Annotated in this window: 21 protein-coding genes, 1 tRNA gene and 1 other annotated feature; of the genes, 18 read left to right on the top strand and 4 right to left on the bottom strand. The window is 39.7% G+C overall.

Features of this window, described 5'->3' with window-relative positions:
* Positions 1–14 precede the first annotated feature (14 nt).
* The 3 genes from MKX82_RS14630 (at position 15) to MKX82_RS14620 (ending at position 1,057) form a co-directional block, all read left to right on the top strand.
* Positions 15–524: a metallophosphoesterase family protein gene (locus MKX82_RS14630; protein WP_237941780.1), complete on the top strand. Its 510-nt coding sequence runs from the start codon at positions 15–17 to the stop codon at positions 522–524.
* Positions 525–659: 135 nt separating this feature from the next.
* Positions 660–733 (top strand) — tRNA-Arg (locus tag MKX82_RS14625).
* A 57-nt stretch (positions 734–790) separates the two neighbouring features.
* Positions 791–1,057 (top strand): MFS transporter, encoded by a 267-nt coding sequence (locus MKX82_RS14620; protein WP_341078036.1) that lies wholly within the window; start codon positions 791–793, stop codon positions 1,055–1,057.
* Positions 1,058–1,091: 34 nt separating this feature from the next.
* Here MKX82_RS14620 and MKX82_RS14615 read toward each other — a convergent pair whose 3' ends face one another.
* Positions 1,092–1,535, bottom strand: a complete 444-nt coding sequence (locus tag MKX82_RS14615; RefSeq protein ID WP_341078034.1) for a ferritin-like domain-containing protein — start codon at positions 1,533–1,535, stop codon at positions 1,092–1,094.
* A gap of 127 nt (positions 1,536–1,662) precedes the next feature.
* A complete protein-coding gene (locus MKX82_RS14610; RefSeq protein ID WP_233318290.1) occupies positions 1,663–1,905 on the bottom strand; it encodes a hypothetical protein in 243 nt (80 codons plus the stop codon).
* Positions 1,906–2,150: 245 nt separating this feature from the next.
* Between MKX82_RS14610 and MKX82_RS14605 the strand changes: the two genes are divergently transcribed.
* Positions 2,151–2,663 carry a GNAT family N-acetyltransferase gene (locus MKX82_RS14605; protein ID WP_251644873.1) on the top strand — a complete coding sequence of 171 codons (513 nt, stop codon included), beginning with the start codon at positions 2,151–2,153 and terminating at the stop codon, positions 2,661–2,663.
* 84 nt (positions 2,664–2,747) lie between these two features.
* Here the strand turns inward: MKX82_RS14605 and MKX82_RS14600 are convergent, their stop codons facing one another.
* Both MKX82_RS14600 and MKX82_RS14595 read right to left on the bottom strand, forming a co-directional pair.
* Positions 2,748–3,107 (bottom strand): hypothetical protein, encoded by a 360-nt coding sequence (locus MKX82_RS14600; RefSeq protein ID WP_341078028.1) that lies wholly within the window; start codon positions 3,105–3,107, stop codon positions 2,748–2,750.
* Positions 3,108–3,119: 12 nt separating this feature from the next.
* Positions 3,120–3,431, bottom strand: a complete 312-nt coding sequence (locus tag MKX82_RS14595; protein ID WP_233318297.1) for a YolD-like family protein — start codon at positions 3,429–3,431, stop codon at positions 3,120–3,122.
* 115 nt (positions 3,432–3,546) lie between these two features.
* On the opposite strand from MKX82_RS14595, the gene MKX82_RS14590 reads away from it, so the two are divergent.
* The 14 genes from MKX82_RS14590 (at position 3,547) to yihA (ending at position 21,779) form a co-directional block, all read left to right on the top strand.
* Entirely contained in the window at positions 3,547–3,768 is a 222-nt protein-coding gene (locus MKX82_RS14590) for a WYL domain-containing protein (RefSeq protein ID WP_233318299.1), read from the top strand.
* A gap of 817 nt (positions 3,769–4,585) precedes the next feature.
* On the top strand, positions 4,586–4,780 hold the full coding sequence (locus tag MKX82_RS14585) for a YolD-like family protein (RefSeq protein ID WP_233318300.1): 195 nt from the start codon (positions 4,586–4,588) through the stop codon (positions 4,778–4,780).
* Positions 4,781–5,214: 434 nt separating this feature from the next.
* Positions 5,215–5,474, top strand: a binding site (T-box leader).
* A gap of 134 nt (positions 5,475–5,608) precedes the next feature.
* Positions 5,609–7,324: an acetolactate synthase large subunit gene (gene ilvB / locus MKX82_RS14580; RefSeq protein WP_233318302.1), complete on the top strand. Its 1,716-nt coding sequence runs from the start codon at positions 5,609–5,611 to the stop codon at positions 7,322–7,324.
* Positions 7,321–7,839, top strand: coding sequence for an acetolactate synthase small subunit (ilvN, locus tag MKX82_RS14575; RefSeq protein ID WP_233318311.1), 519 nt, complete (start codon positions 7,321–7,323; stop codon positions 7,837–7,839). The genes ilvB and ilvN overlap by 4 nt, the downstream gene beginning before the upstream one ends.
* 46 nt (positions 7,840–7,885) lie before the next feature.
* Positions 7,886–8,908 carry a ketol-acid reductoisomerase gene (gene ilvC, locus MKX82_RS14570; RefSeq protein ID WP_233318313.1) on the top strand — a complete coding sequence of 341 codons (1,023 nt, stop codon included), beginning with the start codon at positions 7,886–7,888 and terminating at the stop codon, positions 8,906–8,908.
* Between the two features lie 130 nt (positions 8,909–9,038).
* Positions 9,039–10,139, top strand: a complete 1,101-nt coding sequence (leuB, locus tag MKX82_RS14565; RefSeq protein ID WP_341078022.1) for a 3-isopropylmalate dehydrogenase — start codon at positions 9,039–9,041, stop codon at positions 10,137–10,139.
* An 85-nt stretch (positions 10,140–10,224) separates the two neighbouring features.
* On the top strand, positions 10,225–11,631 hold the full coding sequence (gene leuC / locus MKX82_RS14560; protein ID WP_233318317.1) for a 3-isopropylmalate dehydratase large subunit: 1,407 nt from the start codon (positions 10,225–10,227) through the stop codon (positions 11,629–11,631).
* 20 nt (positions 11,632–11,651) lie between these two features.
* The gene (leuD, locus tag MKX82_RS14555) at positions 11,652–12,254 is read left to right on the top strand and encodes a 3-isopropylmalate dehydratase small subunit (protein WP_233318319.1); all 603 of its coding nucleotides are present in this window, start codon (positions 11,652–11,654) and stop codon (positions 12,252–12,254) included.
* A gap of 180 nt (positions 12,255–12,434) precedes the next feature.
* Complete coding sequence (locus tag MKX82_RS14550) at positions 12,435–13,460, top strand: tetratricopeptide repeat protein (RefSeq protein WP_251644876.1); 1,026 nt, start codon at positions 12,435–12,437, stop codon at positions 13,458–13,460.
* A 228-nt stretch (positions 13,461–13,688) separates the two neighbouring features.
* Positions 13,689–14,975 (top strand): trigger factor, encoded by a 1,287-nt coding sequence (tig, locus tag MKX82_RS14545; protein WP_233318323.1) that lies wholly within the window; start codon positions 13,689–13,691, stop codon positions 14,973–14,975.
* Between the two features lie 365 nt (positions 14,976–15,340).
* Entirely contained in the window at positions 15,341–16,606 is a 1,266-nt protein-coding gene (gene clpX / locus MKX82_RS14540; RefSeq protein WP_341078020.1) for an ATP-dependent protease ATP-binding subunit ClpX, read from the top strand.
* Positions 16,607–16,781: 175 nt separating this feature from the next.
* Entirely contained in the window at positions 16,782–18,455 is a 1,674-nt protein-coding gene (gene lonB / locus MKX82_RS14535; protein WP_233318327.1) for an ATP-dependent protease LonB, read from the top strand.
* Between the two features lie 412 nt (positions 18,456–18,867).
* Positions 18,868–21,195 carry an endopeptidase La gene (gene lon, locus MKX82_RS14530; protein WP_233318329.1) on the top strand — a complete coding sequence of 776 codons (2,328 nt, stop codon included), beginning with the start codon at positions 18,868–18,870 and terminating at the stop codon, positions 21,193–21,195.
* Positions 21,192–21,779 carry a ribosome biogenesis GTP-binding protein YihA/YsxC gene (yihA, locus tag MKX82_RS14525; RefSeq protein ID WP_233318331.1) on the top strand — a complete coding sequence of 196 codons (588 nt, stop codon included), beginning with the start codon at positions 21,192–21,194 and terminating at the stop codon, positions 21,777–21,779. The genes lon and yihA overlap by 4 nt, the downstream gene beginning before the upstream one ends.
* The last annotated feature ends 20 nt before the right edge of the window (positions 21,780–21,799 follow it).

Genomic DNA, 21,799 nt, shown 5'->3' with positions numbered 1-21,799 from the left:
GAGAGGAATGGACAATGAAGGTTCTAATCGTCAGTGACAGCCATGGACTTGTGGACGAGCTTCAGCAATTAAAGGAAAGGCATAAGGATGAAGCAGATCTGTTTCTCCATTGCGGAGACTCAGAGCTCCCAGCTGATGACCAAGCCATCGCTGGCTATGTCGTAGTTCAAGGAAACTGCGATTATTACGCAAAATATCCAGAAGAAACAATACAAGAAGTGAACGGAAAAAAACTTTTAATGGTTCACGGCCACCTCTATGGGGTGAAATCATCTGTCAGCAGATTGCTGTACAGAGCAAAAGAGGTTGGTGCGCAAATTGCCTGCTTCGGCCACAGCCACTACCTTGGCATGGAAATGATTGAAGATGTCCTCTTCATCAATCCAGGCAGTCTTCGTCTTCCAAGAGGAAGAATGGAAAAGACATATGTCATTCTCACAGTCGAAGATAAATCATTAAAAACAGAAGTATACGATTTTAATTCAGGGCTGCTCTCTGAATTAACAGCAGAGTTCCCACTGTAAAAACTTCCTGAAGAGGAAAAAAGATAATTTTCCTCTTCAGGAAAAAAACTTTCAAAAACATGTTGACTTTATTTCGCCTAGAACATATAATAAATATTGTCCTGATGAGGACGTTAAATGAATATTCAAAGCCATGTCCCAGTAGCTCAGCCGGATAGAGCATACGCCTTCTAAGCGTACGGTCGGGAGTTCGAATCTCTCCTGGGACGTCCTAACAAAAACCACTTATGAATTCTTTCGTAAGTGGTTTTTTGTTATAAACTTTTATGGTGATTTTAGTTGTCTTTGATATTAGACTATCAGCTACCGTATATTTACTAGCATTTAATTTTGCGAAGCAAATTTCCATTATGGTTTTTTCCAGTGTGGCAGGAGGTATGTACTCCACTATCGGCTACCAAAATACATATTATATTTTAAGTGTTGTTGTACTGGTTATTACAATTATGTCAATTTACACTTTAGAAAATGATAAGAAGCATAAAAAGATGAAGGTTTCCGGCAGTTTTTCCCCAATAACTGTGAAAAAATAGTTTCATAAAAAAAAGCATCCATCGGGTGCTTTTTTTATCTTTTGGATAAGGCTGTCAAGAAATACAAAAACCAAACAGCATGGTTTTGTTTATCCATCGCTGCCCTTTTAAATGATTCTTTAATAAAATTATTATTTGTGCTGTCAGAGATTTCTAAATAAAAATCGACAGCTTCTTGTTCGTCTCCAAAGGCAGAATTAACTCCTGCATGATAATTTTGCGGGCAGGCTTCTGTAATGGCAGCTGAGTGCTTTTGACCAGTGAGCTCGGTGTAAATATAGGAGAACATATTATAATGGTTGATTTCGTCTCTGCGTATCTCGTTAATTATCTTTCTTTCTCGTTTAGTTGGTGCTAATGATTCTAATTGTTTGTAACAGTGAATAGCGGAATACTCCTCATCTATTGCCTTTGCAATTTTTGCGGCGAGCTCTTTGCTACGCTGTTGAAATGATGCATAGTCATAGTATAAATGCACAATTAATCATCTCCTTGCTTCGTTATAGGTTACTATATGCCGTCTGGGGATTAAGGAAACATGTCCGATTCTTAAAAGGGGAACCTCATAAGTAACGAGGAATATTGTTCAGGGGGGCGATCGAAGTCTATTTCGCTGTTTTTAAAACTCGTACTAGCTTTACATCAGGATTCTTTCGCTGCTTCTGCACCTTTTTAATTCCTTCTGTACCAACCATACTGCCAATCATGCTGATGATTATACTCGAACACATCCATTGCAAGGCATAATAAATGCCAGAACCGACTATTATATCGAGAATCATAATTCTTTTAATCACAGACCCTTCTATTACAACAACAAGAAATACCTGTTCCTTTTTTTTAGCCAATTGCGTCACTCCTTCTCGTTTAGATTATGTGCTGTACTGCTTGGCTTATTCAAAATAAAAAATCACTTCATCTAATGAGTGACTTTTGATTCAACCTATTTATTGGGCGGAAATTTATCTTAGAACTCATTTTTTTAATCTATTGTTGATTATTTTTTGTAAATTTATAACAGGGGATAAGAGATATAGATGGAATATATAGACAAGAGCTTTTTTAAAAGTTATAGAGAATGGTGGGGGAAATCATGAAAATAAAGACATCTAGGCTGCTAATCCGCGAGTTTAACGATAATGACTGGCAGGATGTATTTCGTTATACTTCCAACAGTAATGTAATGCATTATATCCCTGAAGGTGTGATGACGGAAGAGAAAACAAAACAATTTGTGCGGAAAAATCAAGGTCAGTCTGCTGAATATTTTCCTGTCATATTAGCTGTGGAAAATAAGCTGATTGGTCATCTCGGTTTTTTTAAGTACTTCGGCAATCATACCTATGAAATCGGCTGGGTGTTCCATCCTGATTACTGTAACAAGGGCTATGCTTCAGAAGCGGCCAAGGCTATGATTGGATACGGATTTGAACATATGCAGCTTCATCGGATTATCGCCACATGTCAGCCAGAAAATATTGCTTCCTTTAAAGTGATGGAGAAGATTGGCATGCGCAGAGAGGGATATTTTAAAAAATGCATTCCGGCAGGGGAAAACTGGTGGGATGAATACTATTATGCGATATTAAGCGAAGAATGGAAATGAATCAGATTAACCTGTATGTTCAAAGGGGTTGCATAAGCAAACGTATAATCGGCATATTAACCCCTGAACTATGCGCAGCCAAGTTTACTCTTTGTTGCGCATCAAATAATAAATAAGCAGCTTCTGTGTATTATTCTTAAGGTTTGTATTATAAAAGCGGTGTGGTTCATGATATCCCCTGCAGTAAAAATCATATTCTGTAGCAAATCCGTCATTTTTGCCCCGTTGTACTCTCAATTGATTCCTTTTCATATCCTCCTTGATTACTTTCAAGTCGGCTTGCACCTTCAGCATCGTATGTTCAATCAGATTCAAATAAACATTTTTGATTTTAAAAGAAGTACCCTCTATTTTTTTGCGATCATATTCCAATACAGATAATACGAGGGCAAGATGTACGGATTGGCTGATTATTCTTCGATCTGAATCAAGTATTGCTGTCATGTCCCTAATCTCCTATTCCGCTCTCTTGCTTGAGAGGAGACTAGCAAATGGCACAAAATGAATATGATGCTCTTTATCCTTAATCCGCAGCTCTTTTTTTAGATAATCAATAAAAACAGTTGTTCCATATAGCGAATGAATGGAGTCAGCGAATGTTAGCTTGTATTCAAGCGTCCAGTTATACTCCATTGCTTCATGTATGAGCATGTCGATGTCTGCTGGGAAACCTCCGTCTGTTTCTGCGCTATTCTCAGTATCCTCCTTTTCCGGCAGTTGCCGAGTAATCATTGCAGTCCATTTCATTCTTCCTTTGTCTTTAATCAAGTTATCCATCTCCTTTTGCTCTAAGTAAAATATACCAGAACAAATGTTCTTTATCAAGGTTGATTTGGAACGTTTGTTCGTATATAATATATGCAAGAAGGGAGTGAATTATTAGATGAATCGTCAATTGGAAAGAGCGTTAAAGGAAAACAAAGAAATTGAAATTATTTATATGAGCGGCAATGAAATCTTCTCTAAAAGGACAATTCTTGTTCGGGAAGTGAAGGGTAACTATATTAAAGCCTTTTGTCTGCACAGAAAACAGCCTAGAATTTTTAAACTGGATTCAATTCTCGCAGCTTCTTATCCAGGAATGAGAGGAAGGAAAAATGCATAAAAACCCTGTAATAGGGATTTAACGTTTTCTTGCTATCCAGGATGCCGGTTAATCTTCTCAACGCTGACGTGAAGATAAAAGGATATTTACGCTAGGTGATGCAAGGAGAATAACAGCGACTTCCTCTCCAAAATAACATTGCAGAAGTTTTAATAGAAGTTTCGCCGATTCCAACCTTTCTAAATCAGTAAGATTGCAGCAATAGCTGAAATCTGTAACCGCATGTGCTACTCCTACACTATTTTTTCCACTTCAAGCAATCAACAAAATATTCGCATGTTTAATTTGCTGATCGTATAAGGCCAACGTACCAGAAAACTTGTGAAAGCTGTAATAGGAGTTATGGCCTCATTTAATTATTTCATCGTTTTTACTGTTGTCATTTTATAGTGAAAGCACTAATTAGCAAGGCAAAGTACTCCTTGATTAGCTATCCTTTAAGAAATTCTAAAATCCTTATTCCAATATAACTTTGCATTCTTTTCCTCTTTAAACTGCTAATTTCTGTGGAGGTGATAGATATTGTATGACGCAGTGCTTTTGTTACATCATTTGTTAGTTTTCCTAAAAGGGAGCTTCGTCTATAATTGTTAAAATGGAAAAATAAACTAGTGTAAACGGTTAAGAAATGGTGAATTGGATATATTGAAGGTATAACCCTATCGTTTTTGTAAAAAAGTTCACAAATTGTTCATAAAAAAGTTGCAAACGCTTACTAATTTTAGTGTATACTATACATATAGTAAATTCTAACTATGATAATTATTTGTGAAAATAGATGAAACAGATAGGAGTATAAGGCAAAGGAGGAGAAGCAATGATCTTAAAGGAGCTGGCAAGAAATCGTCAACTAGTCATTAACTACTATAAAAATGGCCTTTTGCAGACATGCAAAGGCAATGTAGAAATGCTGAATCTGCATGAGCAGACAATTGGCTTAAAAGATGAAAAGGAAAATATCCTGCAGATAAAGCTATCATGGATACATGACATTACACCGACAGCAGGTTGAATACACATATTTTTGCAACCGCTTTCCTCTTGGAGAGCGGTTCTTTTGTAAAAAACCTGTTAGGAAATCTGACAAGATAATATACAGCACTCTCATTATCGTATTATAATGAATTCTCCATAATCAAAAATGGCAGGCTAAGAAGAGAAAGAATAAGTAAGAATAGAACAAAGTATTCGGAATAAAAAAATTTTTTGTAATTTTTCAAAGTACAGGCATCATTTATTTATCAATATTGTAAGCGTTTACTGAGTATTATTTTTTGTTTGAATTATCGAACAATTCTTAAAAAGGGTGTTGACTCTTGTTTCAAATCGGCGTAAGATAACCTCAACAAAAGCAAAACGGAGCTGATAAATACAGCTTTGAACTTTGTTGAAACCATTTGAAATGCTGTTTAAGAAAAATCCTAATAGCCTAAATAAAAGATAATGAAAAATACGATGATGAGGATAAGTAGTTTCTAATTTTGGGATTCCACAGAGAGCCGGTGGTTGCTGAGAACCGGTGAAGCCGATTAGAAATGAACTCACCTCTGAGTGTTAGCTTGAAACACAAAGTGAAGTAGAGCTGACCGAGTGACACGCCACTCGTTACCAAAAACGAACGAACTGTTCATTGAGTGCATACATGTGTTTCATGTATGAATGAGGGTGGTACCGTGGAAAGCTGAAATGGCCTTTTCACCCCTTTGTCTACTTATAAAGTATACATTGGGGGTGTGAAGGCTTTTTTTATGATATAGGTCTATTTTAGCTGTTGTAACATCGTAATCGCGCTGTTTGATCATTGGAGAAAAGGAACCACTTTAATAAGGAGGTTATATTGATGATACAGAAAACCGCCTTTGAAGAGACGAAGGCTAAAACGAAGCCATTAACTGGGGCAGATCTTTTGCTGCAAGCTTTGGAAAAAGAAAATGTGGAATGTATTTTTGGCTATCCAGGAGGAGCAGTACTTCCTATTTATGACAAAATATATGACTCGAAAATATTTCATGTTCTTCCTAGACATGAACAAGGCGGAATACACGCAGCCGAAGGCTATGCACGTATCTCTGGAAAACCAGGTGTTGTGATTGCTACATCAGGACCTGGTGCTACAAATATAGTAACAGGCCTTGCTGATGCAATGATGGATTCGTTGCCACTCGTTGTTTTTACAGGACAGGTAGCTACAGGAGTAATCGGGACAGATGCTTTCCAAGAAGCAGATATTCTTGGGATAACAACACCGATTACAAAATATAATTGCCAAATCAGAAACTTGGAAGACATTCCGAAAATTGTAAAGGAAGCTTTTTATATCGCAACAAGCGGAAGACCAGGTCCAGTGCTTATCGATGTGCCGAAAGACATTGCTGCAACTGTGGCCGAGGAACCGAGGGAGCAGGAAGTGGACTTGCCGGGTTATCAGCCTACAACAAAGCCGAATTATCTGCAAATCCGAAAGCTGACTGAGGCTGTCAGTTCAGCAAAAAAACCAGTTATCCTAGCTGGCGCAGGTGTTATCTTTTCTAAGGCGTCAGAAGAGCTAAAAAGCTATGCTGAGCAGCAGCAAATACCGGTTGTTCACACATTGCTTGGCTTAGGAGGGCTGCCTGCTGATAATTCCTTGTTTGTTGGAATGGGTGGAATGCATGGCTGTTATGCAGCAAACATGGCTTTATATGAGTGTGACTTGCTCATAAATGTCGGTGCGAGATTTGATGACCGTTTAACGGGTAACTTGCAGCATTTTGCACCAAATGCAATCAAGGCCCATATTGATATTGATCCAGCTGAAATTGGCAAAATCATCCCGACAAAAATACCTGTTGTTGCAGATGCAAAAGAGGCTTTAACAGAGCTGATCAGCCAAAATGGTAAGCAATCCGAGCATAAAGACTGGTTAGAAAAGATTGAAAATTGGAAAAAAGACTATCCTTATTATTACGAAAATTCCGACAAGTTGAAACCACAGCAGGTGCTTGAACTTCTTCATGAGAAAACAAACGGCGAGGCAATTGTAACAACAGATGTTGGCCAGCATCAAATGTGGGCAGCTCAGTACTACCGCTTTAAAGACCCTAACAAATGGGTAACTTCAGGCGGACTAGGAACAATGGGCTTCGGATTGCCGTCAAGTATCGGCGCGCAAATTGCCGATAAGGATGCAACAGTCCTTTCAATCAGCGGTGACGGCGGTTTTCAAATGTGCAGTCAGGAATTGGCTCTTATTAGGGAGTTGAATTTGCCAATCAAAATTATCATTTTCAATAATCAGGCATTAGGAATGGTAAGACAATGGCAGGAGTTCTTTTATGAATCACGATTCTCTCACAGTAAAGAATCAGTTCAGCCATCCTTTGTTAAGCTTGCTGAAGCATATGGAATTAAAGGGTATCAAATTTCGAATGTGGAGGATGCTGACAAGATATTGGATGAAGTGCTTCATGACAGGGAGCCGGTTGTTTTAGACTTCCGCATTGATCCAAATGAAAATGTTTATCCAATGATTGCTCCAGGCAAAGGTTTACACGAAATGGTAGGGATGAAGCCATGAAAAGAATAATCAGTTTAACAGTGCTGAATAAATCAGGTGTTTTAAACCGGATTACTAATCTATTTTCGAAGAGAAACTATAATATTGAAAGTATTTCTGTGGGTCATACAGAGCAGGAAGGCGTCTCAAGAATCACATGTGTTGTGCATGTTGATAGTGAAGGAGTCATTGAACAGGTGACGAAACAGCTCAACAAACAAGTCGATATTTTAAAGGTCGTTGATATTACAGACCAGGCTATCGTTGAAAGGGAGCTTGCGCTAATTAAGGTGCTTGCGACGCCTTCAACACGAAATGAGCTTTACTCCTTGATTGAACCTTTCCGGGCATCTGTAATTGATGTGAGCAAAGAGAGCCTTGTCATCCAGATAACCGGCGAATCATCAAAGGTTGAAGCATTCATTGAGTTGATAAGACCATATGGAATTAAAGAAATTGCCAGAACAGGAACAACAGCATTCCCTCGTGGGTCTCAGAAAAACACTAGTCAAAGAAACCATTACTCTATTGTTTAATTAAATTTATATAAAAACAAATCTACTAATAAGGGAGAAATTTAAAATGGCGAAAATGTACTATAACGGAGATGCAAGCTTAGGATATTTTGAAGGAAAAACAGTTGCTGTAATTGGATATGGATCCCAAGGCCATGCACATGCTTTAAATATGAAGGACAGCGGAGTAAATGTTATCATCGGTTTACGACAAGGAAAATCATGGGATAAAGCAGCAGAGGACGGCTTTGATGTATATTCAGTAGGCGAAGCGACTGCAAAAGCGGATGTTGTTATGATTTTGCTTCCAGATGAGCAGCAAACAAAGGTTTATAATGAAGAAATTAAACCGAACTTAACAAATCAAGCATTGATGTTTGCACACGGCTTCAATATTCATTTCAGCCAAATCGTACCGCCATCTTCCAGCGATGTATTGTTGGTAGCGCCAAAAGGCCCAGGTCACTTAGTAAGAAGAACGTTTGAACAAGAAGCTGGAGTACCTGCATTATTTGCCATCTACCAAGATGTAACTGGTGAAGCTAGAGAGCTTGCATTAGCTTACGCAAAAGCAATCGGATCATTGCGCGCTGGAGCTTTGGAAACAACATTTAAAGAAGAAACAGAAACAGATTTGTTTGGTGAGCAAGCAGTATTATGCGGTGGTTTGACTGCACTAGTAAAAGCTGGTTTCGAAACATTGGTAGAAGCTGGTTACCAGCCTGAATTAGCATACTTTGAGTGTTTACACGAGCTGAAATTGATTGTTGACTTGATGTATGAAGATGGAATGGCTGGAATGAGATACTCTATCTCAGATACTGCACAATGGGGCGATTTTGTTACAGGACCAAGAATCGTGACAGAAGATGTGAAGAAAGAAATGAAAGCTGTATTGACAGACATCCAAGAAGGGAAGTTTGCAAAAGGCTGGATCTTAGAAAACCAAGCGAACAGACCGGAGTTTAATGCAATTAATGCTAGAGAAAGCGAGCATTTGATTGAGAAAGTCGGCAAAGAACTTCGCTCAATGATGCCGTTTGTAAAAAGCTCACGTAAAAAAGAAGTGGTTGGCAGCGGCCAAAAGTAAAACCTAAATTTATACTGGTTTTGCTCTAAGTTGAGCATAAACAAAGACGGTGCAGGGTTCATTCCCTGGACCGTTCTCTACAAAAAAACAAACACTGGCTGTTCATCCATGGGCTAGGAGGTCGCAATAAATGAAGAAGAAAATTGCCGTATTGCCGGGAGATGGTATCGGACCAGAGATCATCCAAGGTGCAATTGACGTCTTGCAACTAATAGAAGAAAAATTTGGTCACTCATTTGAGTATGAATATGCTAATATTGGCGGCTGTGCCTTTGAACAAGAAGGAACTCCGTTGTCAGACGCAACGATTTCCCTCTGCAAATCTAGTGATGCCATTATGCTTGGAGCAGTTGGTGGTCCGAAGTGGGATAATCTCCCTGTTTCCCAAAGACCAGAACAAGGTCTGCTTCGCATCAGGAAAGCGCTGAACCTTTTTGCTAATTTAAGACCAACTAAATATTTTGAGAGTTTAGCAGCTGCTTCTCCGCTGCGCCAGGATGTCATTGAAAATGTTGACTTAATCATGGTTAGAGAACTGACTGGCGGTATTTATTTTGGTACTCCTAGTGAAAGAAGCTCAATTAACGGAGAACCAGGAGCTGTTGATACACTCCTTTATACAAAAGAAGAAATCGACCGCGTTTTAGAAAAGGCATTTGAAATAGCGAAAACTAGATCTAAAAAGGTTACCTCTGTTGATAAGGCAAACGTGCTAGAGTCAAGCAGACTTTGGAGAGAGTGTGCGAATGAGATGGCAGCGAAATATCCTGAAATTAAGCTTGAGCATATGCTCGTAGATAATGCAGCGATGCAGCTTATCAGCAATCCAAGACAGTTCGATGTAGTAGTCACGGAAAATATGTTTGGAGATATATTAAGTGATGAGGCAAGTGTGTTGACAGGATCATTGGGAATGCTTGCATCTGCGAGTATTTCACAAGCTGGTCCATCCCTTTATGAACCAATTCACGGTTCGGCTCCGGATATCGCTGGACAGAATATTGCTAATCCCTTGGCAACCATCTTGTCTGCAGCAATGATGCTCCGTCTGTCTTTTCATATGGAGCAGGAAGCGCAGGCTATCGAAGATGCAGTAGACCAAGTGCTGACACAAGGCTACCGGACGAAGGATATTCTATCTGCAGATACTACATTGCTTACTACTTCACAAATGGTGGAGCAAGTAAAAGTGGAAATTATTAAAACCCTACAAACAGTTGAAGTAAGATAAATAGAGAGAATGGTAAGAAAATTGGAGAGATACAAAGGATAATATTATATAGAAGAAAAAAGTCGAAAGAAAGGGGAGGACCATAATGGGCAAGTCCATTATTGAAAAAATCTGGGAAAAGCATATTGTTCATCGGGAAGAGGGAAAACCGGATCTGCTGTACATCGATCTTCATTTAGTGCATGAAGTGACATCACCACAGGCATTTTCAGGGCTTAGGATGAAAAACCGCAAAGTCCGCAGACCAGATCGCACCTTTGCTACAATGGACCATAATGTTCCAACAATCAATCGCTTTAAAGTGGATGATGAAGTAGCATTGAATCAAATGACAACATTGGAAAAGAACTGCCTTGAATTTAATGTTCCCTTGGCAAACTTGGAGAGTCCCGAACAAGGTATTGTCCATGTCATTGGTCCAGAGTTAGGACTTACACAGCCAGGAAAAACGATTGTTTGCGGTGACAGCCATACATCAACACATGGTGCATTCGGTGCATTAGCATTCGGAATTGGCACAAGTGAGGTAGAGCATGTATTGGCGACACAAACTTTATGGCAAACAAAGCCGAAAACTCTAAAAGTAGAAGTGAACGGTAAATTGGCTGAAGGTGTTAACGCTAAGGATGTCATTTTGTATGTTCTTTCCAAGCATGGAGTGAACTTTGGAACAGGTCATGTTATTGAATACACTGGTGAGGTTATCAGAAATTTAAGCATGGAAGAAAGAATGACTATTTGCAATATGTCCATTGAAGGCGGAGCAAGAGCTGGGTTGGTTTGTCCGGACGAAACAACATTCAGCTATTTGCGAGGCAGAAAATATGCTCCTGAAAACTTTGAAGAGGCAGTAAAAGCGTGGGAGGAAATTGTGTCAGATGAAGATGCTGTTTATGATCATGTCATTGAAATAGACGGCAGTGATATCGCACCAATGGTAAGCTGGGGAACAAACCCGTCTATGACAGCGAAAGTTGATGACAGAATCCCGACAGAGAATGATTTTGCAGATGAAACAGACCGCCGTGCTTTAAAGAGTGCCCTTCACTATATGGGACTTAAAGAAGGACAAAACATTAAAGATATTGCAATCCAGCATGTTTTCATCGGTTCCTGCACAAATTCTAGAATTGAAGACCTACGTCAGGCAGCAAGTGTAATTAGCGGTCAAAAGGTGCATCCAGGTGTCCGTGCATTAGTCGTACCAGGTTCACAGCAAGTAAAGAAGAAAGCAGAAGAAGAGGGTCTGGATAAAATCTTTACAGAAGCAGGCTTCGAATGGCGAGATGCAGGCTGCAGTATGTGCTTAAGTATGAATAATGATGTTGTCCCAAGTGGAGAGCATTGCGCATCTACCTCTAACCGTAATTTTGAAGGACGACAAGGAGCAGGAGCAAGAACACATCTGGTCAGTCCGGCAATGGCAGCGGCAGCAGCGTTGAATGGACGTTTTGTCGATATAAGAAAAGGCAATGTAGCAGAACTTGTATAAGGAAAAAGGAGGGACGTCCCATGGGCGGTTTTAAGAAATTGGCCGGAAAGGCCGTGGCGATGGATCGTGTAAATGTGGACACAGATCAAATCATCCCTAAACAATTCTTAAAAAGAATTGAAAAAACTGGATTTGGACGCTTTGCTTTCTTTGACTGGCGTTATAAGGAAAATGGTGAACCGAATCCTGAATTTGAGTTGAATTTCCCTGAAAATCAAGGGGCGACTATTTTGGTTGCAAACAAGAACTTCGGCTGCGGATCTTCTAGGGAGCATGCTCCATGGGCGTTGAATGACTACGGCTTCCAAGCTGTAATTGCACCGTCATTTGCCGATATTTTTTATCAGAATTGCTTGAAGAACGGCATGCTGCCTATAGTGCTCGAAGCAGGTGAAGTAGAATACTTGTTAAAGGCGGCAGCGCATCAGCCATATACCCTTCATATAAATTTAGAAGCAGAACAGGTAGAGGATGAGAGCGGCTTTACCGCTAAATTTTCCATTCATCCATACTGGAAGAAAATGCTGATTAATGGCTGGGATGAAATCCAAATTACTTTGCAGTATGAGGATAGTATTACAGCATATGAAAACAACATTAATACATTTGAATTAGCGAAATAACAGAAAAAGAGTTTTCGAACGGTGGATGCTTGATATTGCAGAGATGGAGCTGCATGCAGAATCAAGGTATTTACACCGCAGGAAGCTCCTTTTTCTTTTTTGGAATCTTTAGGCAATGTTGCAATAAAAACCGCAACCATGCTAAACTAGCAAAAAATAGAATAATTAGGGTGTTATGACATGAAGAAACGGGATTTGACCAAAAAAGGCAATATCATCCTTTTCCCTGATTTGGACCAACGTTATTTAGAAAAAGGTTTGGAAGCTGTTCAAGACAGAGATTTCCAGGAGGCTGTTTCCTTCTTAGAGAAGGCAATGGAAATCAATCCTGATAACAGTGAGATAAAAACAGGGCTTGTTTTAAGCTATTATGAGCTGGGCATGCTGCGGGAATCCAAACTAATGGCGAAAAGCATGCTAGAGGAAGGGCAGGGCGATTACCTGCAAGTATTGGATCTATATATGATGATTCTTGTTCAGCTCCATGAATATGATGAGATTGTGTCGACTATTGAAATACTGCTTGAGGACGGACATATCCCAGCCGGAAAAATGGAGCATTTCTCCAAACTTCTCGATTTCAGCAGAAGGATGGCAGCATTAAGCGACACAGCTGAAGAGGAGTATGTATTTGAGGACATAGGCACAGACAAGCTTGAACTGTCTGCCATTCATGATCAGAATGAGATGATGCTGCTTGCAGCCAAATTAGAGAAGGCAAATATACGGCCATACATAGAAGAAATAAATGAATACTTGGAAAATCTTGAAGCGAACCCATTTTTCCAGTCTATGCTTTTAAATATCCTGAAAGAGCAGGAGTATGACAAACCGATATGTATAAGGAAATTGGGCAGAGAGATGACTGTTGTCCCTGAAAGTTTGGACGATATCCGTTTCCATAAGCAAGCTGTTGACATCAAGAGTGTTCTAAAAGACCAACTTGAGCATGAGAATCCAGTAATGCTCGAGAATATTAACGCATTGCTTGAACGTCACTTCTTCCTGCTTTTTCCGTTCACACTTGAAGGGAAAACGAGTGCTGTATGGGCAGCTGCCTACCATTCTATCGTTCAAGAGTACTATGGAATGGGTGCTGAAATGGGAGAGGATTTACCTACTCTTTATCATGTTTCTTTTGATGAAGTGGAAGATGCAAAAGCGCTAATTAATAGATTAGAGGAAATTTCTTATCCTAATATGTAGCTTGGATGTTGAAACAACATGAACGTATGATATAATGTAATGGTTGCATTCTTAAAATGCGAGCGTGTATAACATTAGTAGATACCTGCTTTTAGTTATATAGAGCTGACATCTGCCGAGTTATTCGGAGATGTTCGTATCAAAATTCTCTATTAAAATAAAAGTACTATCTAAACAACTGTTAGAAGTATTGAAAAGTAGAATAGATTGTTGGAGGGAAATATAGTTATGTCAGCAAAATGGGAAGCATTAGAAGGGAACCGTGGTGTTCTAACAATTGAATTGGATGCTGAAAAGCTAAACGAAGGTTTAGATCTTGCATTCAAAAAAGTAGTAAAAACAGTTAATATTCCTGGATTCCGTAAAGGGAAAATTCCTCGTGGAATGTTCGAACAACGTTTCGGTATTGAATCATTATACCAAGATGCAATCGATATTCTATTGCCTGAAGCTTATGCTAACGCAATCGATGAAACAGGCATTGAGCCAGTTGATCGTCCAGAAATCGATGTAGAGCAAATCGAAAAAGGAAAAACACTTATCTTCAAAGCAACTGTAACTGTTAAACCAGAAGTTACTTTAGGTGATTACAAAGGCCTAGAAGTAGAAGCTGTTGACACGAATGTTACAGATGAAGATGTAGATGCTGAAATCAAAGCATTGCAAGAAAAACAAGCTGAATTAGTTGTTAAAGAAGATGGGAAAGCTGAATTAGGCGATACAGTTGTTATCGATTTTGAAGGTTTCCAAGACGGAGTTGCTTTCGAAGGCGGCACTGCTGAAAACTTCTCATTAGAACTTGGTTCAGGCCAATTCATCCCAGGCTTCGAAGAGCAATTAGTTGGTCTTGCAGCTGGAGAAAAGAAAGAAGTAGAAGTATCATTCCCAGAAGAGTATCATGCTGCTGAGCTAGCTGGAAAACCTGCTACTTTCAAAGTAACTCTTCATGAAATTAAAGGAAAAGAGCTTCCAGAATTAGATGATGAGTTCGCTAAAGATGTAGATGCTGAAGCAGAAACATTAGCAGAGCTTAAAGAAAAAATCAAAACTCGCCTTGAAGCTGACAGAAAGCATCAAGCTGAACATGCAGTTCGTGACACTGTAGTGGAAAAAGCTGCTGCAAATGCTACAATCGATATCCCATCTGCAATGGTTGATACAGAAATCGACCGCATGATGAACGAATTCGAACAACGCTTGCAAATGCAAGGAATGAACCTTGACCTTTACTTCCAATTCTCAGGTCAAGACGAAGCTGCACTTAAAGAACAAATGAAAGAAGATGCAGGACAACGTGTTCGCGTTAACTTGACTCTAGAAGCTATCGTAAATGCAGAAAACATTTCCGTTTCTGAAGAAGAAGTTACAGCTGAACTAGATAAAATGGCAGAAATGTACAACATGAGCACAGATGCTATTAAACAAGCACTAGGCGGCGTTGAGAATCTGCAAATGGATCTAAAAATCAGAAAAGCAATCGATTTCCTTGTAGAAAACAGCAAAACTGTTGCATAATAGAAGTAGATAAAAATAACTAAGGCGCGAAGTATCGTGCCTTAGTTTTATATTAGTAATAACCAACATATAATAAAGTCACAAGACTTTAATTCCCTCACTTTTCTTGTACAGGAATTTATACATATAAAAAGAGTGGCATATTTCCAGACTTAAAGCAGGCAATTCTGGTTATGCTTAAAAGAAGTACATACGTTTTACCGCAATGGATTACATGGATAGATTTATCCAAGCTGTATCATTTCCTGTACAATCGCTAATGTGGTACAATGCAATACATAACTGTTGTAAAAAAGATAAATAGATGATTAACTTTATAATCCGTGCGGTAAAACATATATATAAGAGTTTTAAGGGGTGAACACATGTTTAAATTTAATGATGAAAAAGGTCAATTAAAATGCTCCTTCTGTGGAAAGACACAGGACCAAGTCCGCAAGCTTGTTGCAGGACCAGGTGTGTACATATGTGATGAATGTATTGAATTATGTACAGAGATAGTGGAAGAGGAGCTTGGAACAGAAGAAGAAGTGGAGTTCAAGGATGTTCCGAAGCCTGCAGAAATCCGCGATATACTTGATGAGTATGTTATTGGACAGGAGCAAGCAAAGAAATCCTTATCTGTAGCCGTATATAACCACTATAAACGTATCAATTCCAACAGCAAAATTGATGATGTTGAACTGTCTAAGAGTAATATTGCTATGATCGGGCCGACAGGAAGCGGTAAAACGCTTTTGGCACAAACACTGGCAAGAATTCTGAATGTTCCATTCGCAATTGCTGACGCAACATCATTAACAGAAGCTGGTTATGTTGGGGAAGATGTCGAGAACATTCTTTTAAAGCTAATCCAGTCTGCTGATTATGATGTGGAAAAAGCAGAAAAAGGAATCATCTATATTGATGAGATTGATAAAGTGGCCCGCAAATCAGAAAACCCGTCTATTACAAGAGATGTTTCTGGTGAAGGTGTGCAGCAGGCATTGTTGAAAATCCTTGAAGGAACTGTTGCAAGTGTTCCGCCTCAAGGTGGGAGAAAACATCCGCATCAGGAGTTTATCCAAATTGATACAACAAACATCCTTTTCATCTGCGGCGGTGCATTTGATGGCATCGAGCCTATCATTAAAAGACGTCTTGGTCAAAAGGTAATTGGGTTTGGCGGAGAAACGAAAGTGGAAGAAGTGGAAGACAAAGACTTGCTTTCAAAAGTACTTCCAGAAGACTTGCTTCGTTTTGGTCTTATTCCGGAATTCATCGGGCGTCTTCCTGTTATCTCAAGCTTAGGACAGCTTGATGAAGAGGCGCTTGTAGAAATACTGACAAAGCCGAAAAACGCTTTAGTGAAACAGTACAAAAAGATGCTTGAACTAGATAATGTTGAATTGGACTTCGAAGAGGATGCCCTAAGGGAAATTGCGAAAAAAGCAATTGAAAGAAAAACAGGTGCCCGCGGACTTCGTTCCATCATTGAAGGCATTATGCTTGATGTGATGTTTGACCTTCCTTCACGTGAAGATATCGTCAAATGCATTATCACAAGAGAAACAGTCGCGGATAACGCTGCTCCGAAACTTGTATTAGAAGACGGAACAGTTGTTGATAAAGAAACGAAAACATCTGCATAACAACAGTTAGCTGTAACTTAAGGGCTGGAATCCTCCGTGGATGCCAGCCCTTTATTTGATTCTTTTAAGATAATCTAACCAATTCTGTGATTTTTTCCATTAAAATTTGTTTATTCCAACTCTGGGAAGGAGATACTACTTCCTATCAGCAAGATATAATTCAGGAGGTAATAATATGAGTTGGACAGAGATTGCTTTATTTGTACAACTATTCTTTGGCATCATAATCGGTCTGTATTTTTGGAACCTTTTAAAAAGTCAAAGAACACAAAAAGTATCAATTGATCGGGAATCAAAAAAGGAAATGGATCAACTGAGAAAAATGCGTTCTATCTCATTGACAGCTCCGTTATCGGAAAAGGTTAGACCGACAAGCTTTGAAGACATTGTTGGTCAAGAGGATGGCATCAAGGCATTGAAGGCTGCTCTTTGTGGTCCTAATCCGCAGCATGTCATCATATATGGACCGCCTGGAGTCGGGAAGACAGCTGCAGCGAGGCTTGTGCTCGAAGAATCGAAAAGAAATTCAAAATCTCCTTTTAAAAAGAGTTCTGTTTTTGTAGAGCTCGATGCAACTACTGCCAGATTTGATGAAAGAGGTATTGCCGATCCGCTGATTGGATCAGTTCATGACCCAATATACCAAGGGGCTGGAGCGATGGGACAAGCTGGGATTCCTCAACCTAAGCAAGGTGCAGTAACGAATGCCCATGGAGGAGTACTATTTATTGATGAGATAGGTGAACTTCATCCAACGCAAATGAACAAGCTCCTCAAAGTCCTGGAGGATAGAAAGGTGTTTCTTGAAAGTGCGTATTACAATGAAGAAAACACCCAAATCCCAACACATATACATGATATTTTCCAAAATGGTCTTCCAGCAGACTTTAGACTGATTGGAGCGACAACTAGAACACCGAATGAAATTCCTCCTGCTATTCGTTCGAGATGTATGGAAGTATTTTTCCGTGAATTAACAGCAGACGAGGTCGTAAAAATCGGCAAAAAAGCCGCTGATAAAGTGCGATTGGATATTAGCGAGAAAAGCTTAGAAACATTGGCTGAATATGCACGCAATGGGCGCGAAGCAGTCAATATTATTCAAATATCAGCAGGCCTTGCGATAAGCGGTGATCGTACATACATTAAAGACGATGAATTAGAATGGGTTATCCATTCAAGCCAGCTTTCTCCAAGAATGGAGCGTAAGATAAACGATGTATCCCACGTCGGTATAGTCAACGGCCTGGCAGTACATGGTCCAAATATGGGGGCACTCCTTGAAATAGAAGTGACTGCTATACCTGCAGAAAAGGATAAAGGCTCTATCAATATTACGGGAATTGTAGAAGAAGAAAGCATTGGCGGCCAAGGCAAATCAATAAGACGGAAAAGCATGGCTAAAGGATCGATTGAAAATGTCATAACCGTACTAAGGTCAATGGGTGTTCCAGCAGACCAATATGACATCCACGTCAACTTTCCAGGTGGTGTCCCAATAGATGGTCCATCGGCAGGGATTTCAATGGCTGCAGGCATTTATTCAGCCATCTATAAACAACCGATTGACAGAAAGGTAGCAATGACGGGCGAAATAAGCATCCATGGAAATGTGAAGCCTGTCGGCGGTGTGTTTGCAAAAGTGAAAGCAGCACAGAAAGCCGGTGTCAGCACTGTCATTATCCCTGAAGAGAATATGCAATCTGTTCTCAAGGAGATTTCGGGTATAACGATTATCCCAGTTGCATCGTTTAATCAAGTGCTGGAGCTTGCTTTGCTGAAAGAAGCTCCAGATAACGAGGAAGCAATACCTGCTTCGATTAATATATCTAAAAAGGAAAGTGTATAACTGATAAATAGCCCTGCACTAAAAATTGTTGATTCTAACAAATAAAAGTGCAGAGCTTTTTTATATGAGTAAATGCCAATTAATTTAACAGCAGGCAAAGATGCTTTATAATGTAAGCGACAGAAGGTTTGCTAATTCTTTTACAGAAAAGAGACATAATACAGCCCATTTGTTAAAATAATAACATTATGACATAAGTAAGAGTGGTAACTTACAACTTATACAATCATGCAATATTTCAATACGAATACAAGAACATCGGCAAGCATGCTTACAATTCTTAAGTAAAAATAATGAGGGCAAGTGAGTTCTATTTCCTTTTTTCCTATAATAACCCTAGTTAATAGACACTTTTTCCTAAATAGGATAGAATTGTACAAAGTATGAAATGCGATGCTGGAGGTGCAACGTCATGGAGGAAAAAAAGAATACATTAGTACCCCTCCTGCCGCTTCGAGGATTACTTGTTTATCCAACAATGGTATTACACTTGGATGTTGGTAGAGAAAAGTCGGTGCAGGCACTTGAAAAAGCAATGGTGGAAGACCACCTGATTTTTCTAACAATGCAAAAGGATATTGATATTGATGATCCTGCTGAGGAGGATTTATACAAGGTTGGAACACTGACTAAGGTCAAGCAAATGCTGAAGCTTCCTAACGGTACAATTCGTGTCTTAGTGGAAGGTCTGAAGCGTGCTGAATTAGTGGAGTTGTCGGAAGAGGACGGCTATTATGCCGCATCTCTTAAAGTGATGGAAGAGAACACTTCTAAGGATGTAGAGGACGAGGCATTAATGCGGACAATGCTTCAGTACTTTGAGCAATACATAAAAATCTCCAAAAAGATTTCCAGTGAAACGTATGCAACTGTTTCTGACATGGAGGAACCGGGAAGAATGGCTGATATTATCGCCTCCCACTTGCCGATTAAATTGAAGGAAAAACAGCAGATTCTGGAAACATTAGATAATAAAGAGCGCATGAATCATGTGATTGATATCATTCATAATGAAAAAGAAGTCCTTAACTTAGAAAAGAAAATAGGACAGCGTGTGAAGAAATCCATGGAAAGAACGCAAAAGGAATACTATTTGCGTGAGCAAATGAAAGCGATCCAAAAAGAGCTTGGCGATAAAGATGGAAAAAGCGGAGAAGTCAGTACGCTAAGCGAAAAGATAGAGCAGGCCGGAATGCCTGAGCATGTTAAGGCTGCAGCGCTGAAAGAATTAGACCGTTATGAAAAGATTCCGTCTACATCAGCAGAAAGCTCTGTTATCCGAAATTATATTGACTGGCTCTTAGCATTACCGTGGAGCAATGCGACAGAAGATGATTTAAATATAATAAAAGCTGAAAAAATCCTTGATCAAGATCACTACGGTCTTGAAAAGGTGAAGGAACGGGTTTTGGAATATTTGGCCGTTCAAAGCTTAACCAATTCCCTTAAAGGACCAATCCTTTGCTTGGCAGGACCTCCGGGAGTCGGAAAAACGAGCTTAGCACGCTCCATTGCTAAATCTCTTAACCGAAACTTTGTACGCATCTCCCTCGGAGGAGTCAGAGACGAGTCTGAGATTAGAGGTCATAGAAGGACATATGTCGGGGCGATGCCTGGCCGCATCATTCAAGGGATGAAAAAGGCAGGAACCATTAATCCAGTATTCCTATTGGATGAAATCGATAAAATGTCGAACGACTTTAGAGGAGACCCTTCTTCTGCGATGCTGGAAGTGCTAGACCCAGAACAAAACCATAACTTCAGCGATCATTATATTGAAGAAACTTATGATCTTTCCAATGTAATGTTCATTGCAACAGCTAATAATTTGGCAACTATCCCAGGACCGCTTCGTGACCGTATGGAAATAATAAATATTTCCGGATACACAGAGCTGGAAAAAATCCATATTGCCAAAGATCATTTGCTGCTTAAACAGATTAAAGACCATGGGCTTACAAAAGGACAGCTGCAAATCAGGGAAGATGCCATTCAAAATATTGTCCGCCATTATACCCGAGAAGCAGGCGTAAGAAGCTTGGAGCGTCAAATCGCGACGATTTGCCGCAAAACAGCGAGAATGATTGTATCAGAAGAAAAGAAAAAAGTAATTTTAACAAGCAAAAATGTGGTAGAATTTCTAGGTAAGCCTATCTTTAGATATGGTCAGGCAGAACTTGAGGATCAAGTTGGTGTTGCGACAGGACTTGCATACACGACAGTCGGCGGAGATACGCTGCAAATAGAAGTATCATTAGCTCCTGGTAAAGGTAAGCTTGTCCTTACAGGGAAACTGGGTGATGTTATGAAGGAATCAGCACAGGCAGCATTCAGCTATATTCGCTCTAAAGCGGAAGAGCTGGGCATTGACTCGAAATTCCATGAGAAGTATGACATTCATATCCACGTCCCAGAAGGAGCGGTGCCAAAAGATGGACCGTCCGCAGGTATTACGATGGTGACAGCTCTTGTTTCCGCACTGTCTGGTAGACCGATTAAAAGAGAAGTAGGCATGACAGGGGAAGTAACGTTGCGCGGCAGAGTTCTGCCAATTGGCGGTTTGAAGGAAAAGTCACTCAGCGCCCATCGTGCAGGCTTGACGACCATCATTGCTCCGAAGGATAATGAGAAAGACTTAGATGATATACCAGAAAGTGTCCGAGAGGAACTGAATTTTATTCTTGTTTCTCATGTGGACGAAGTGTTAAAACATGCTCTGAACGGAAGTGTAAATTCTTGAAAGTAAATAGTGCAGAAATAGTAATTAGTGCAGTAAAGCCACATCAATACCCGGAAACAGATTTACCTGAATTCGCGTTAGCTGGCAGATCAAATGTAGGAAAGTCTTCCTTTATTAATAAAATGCTTGGCAGAAAGGCGCTTGCTCGTATTTCCTCCAAGCCAGGGAAAACGCAGACATTAAATTTTTACTTAATTAACGAAATGCTTCACTTTGTAGACGTTCCTGGCTACGGATACGCAAAAGTATCCAAGAAGGAGCGGGAAGCATGGGGCAAGATGCTCGAAACATATTTTACGACAAGAGAGCAGCTTAAAGCAGTTGTCTTGATTACAGACATTAGACATGCCCCAACTGCAGATGATGTCACGATGTATGAGTTTCTCAAACATTATGGTATACCGGCAGTAATCATTGCAACAAAAGCAGACAAAATTTCTAAATCCCAATGGCAAAAGCATTTAAAAGTCACACGGGAAACTTTAGATCTTAGCAAAGACGATCATCTTATCCTCTTCTCAAGTGAAACAGGAGAAGGGAAAGATAAAGTCTGGTCATTGCTGCAGTACCTTTCCAAAAACTAAAATGCAAAAAAGCCAAATCG

The organism is Niallia sp. FSL R7-0271 (assembly GCF_038005785.1).
Taxonomy (GTDB): domain Bacteria; phylum Bacillota; class Bacilli; order Bacillales; family Cytobacillaceae; genus Niallia.
Note: the sequence above shows the minus strand (reverse complement) of the source record. Positions and strands in the feature narration are given on the sequence as shown.

Bases quoted from the DNA above. Each gene is read 5' to 3' on its own strand.
- tig (WP_233318323.1), top strand. From the start codon at position 13,689: ATGTCAGCAAAATGGGAAGCATTAGAAGGGAACCGTGGTGTTCTAACA.
- ilvN (WP_233318311.1), top strand. From the start codon at position 7,321: ATGAAAAGAATAATCAGTTTAACAGTGCTGAATAAATCAGGTGTTTTA.
- ilvC (WP_233318313.1), top strand. From the start codon at position 7,886: ATGGCGAAAATGTACTATAACGGAGATGCAAGCTTAGGATATTTTGAA.
- lon (WP_233318329.1), top strand. From the start codon at position 18,868: ATGGAGGAAAAAAAGAATACATTAGTACCCCTCCTGCCGCTTCGAGGA.
- leuC (WP_233318317.1), top strand. From the start codon at position 10,225: ATGGGCAAGTCCATTATTGAAAAAATCTGGGAAAAGCATATTGTTCAT.
- MKX82_RS14600 (WP_341078028.1), bottom strand. From the start codon at position 3,107: ATGACAGCAATACTTGATTCAGATCGAAGAATAATCAGCCAATCCGTA.
- leuD (WP_233318319.1), top strand. From the start codon at position 11,652: ATGGGCGGTTTTAAGAAATTGGCCGGAAAGGCCGTGGCGATGGATCGT.
- MKX82_RS14620 (WP_341078036.1), top strand. From the start codon at position 791: ATGGTGATTTTAGTTGTCTTTGATATTAGACTATCAGCTACCGTATAT.
- MKX82_RS14585 (WP_233318300.1), top strand. From the start codon at position 4,586: ATGATCTTAAAGGAGCTGGCAAGAAATCGTCAACTAGTCATTAACTAC.
- MKX82_RS14590 (WP_233318299.1), top strand. From the start codon at position 3,547: ATGAATCGTCAATTGGAAAGAGCGTTAAAGGAAAACAAAGAAATTGAA.
- MKX82_RS14630 (WP_237941780.1), top strand. From the start codon at position 15: ATGAAGGTTCTAATCGTCAGTGACAGCCATGGACTTGTGGACGAGCTT.
- ilvB (WP_233318302.1), top strand. From the start codon at position 5,609: ATGATACAGAAAACCGCCTTTGAAGAGACGAAGGCTAAAACGAAGCCA.
- clpX (WP_341078020.1), top strand. From the start codon at position 15,341: ATGTTTAAATTTAATGATGAAAAAGGTCAATTAAAATGCTCCTTCTGT.
- lonB (WP_233318327.1), top strand. From the start codon at position 16,782: ATGAGTTGGACAGAGATTGCTTTATTTGTACAACTATTCTTTGGCATC.
- leuB (WP_341078022.1), top strand. From the start codon at position 9,039: ATGAAGAAGAAAATTGCCGTATTGCCGGGAGATGGTATCGGACCAGAG.
- MKX82_RS14605 (WP_251644873.1), top strand. From the start codon at position 2,151: ATGAAAATAAAGACATCTAGGCTGCTAATCCGCGAGTTTAACGATAAT.
- MKX82_RS14550 (WP_251644876.1), top strand. From the start codon at position 12,435: ATGAAGAAACGGGATTTGACCAAAAAAGGCAATATCATCCTTTTCCCT.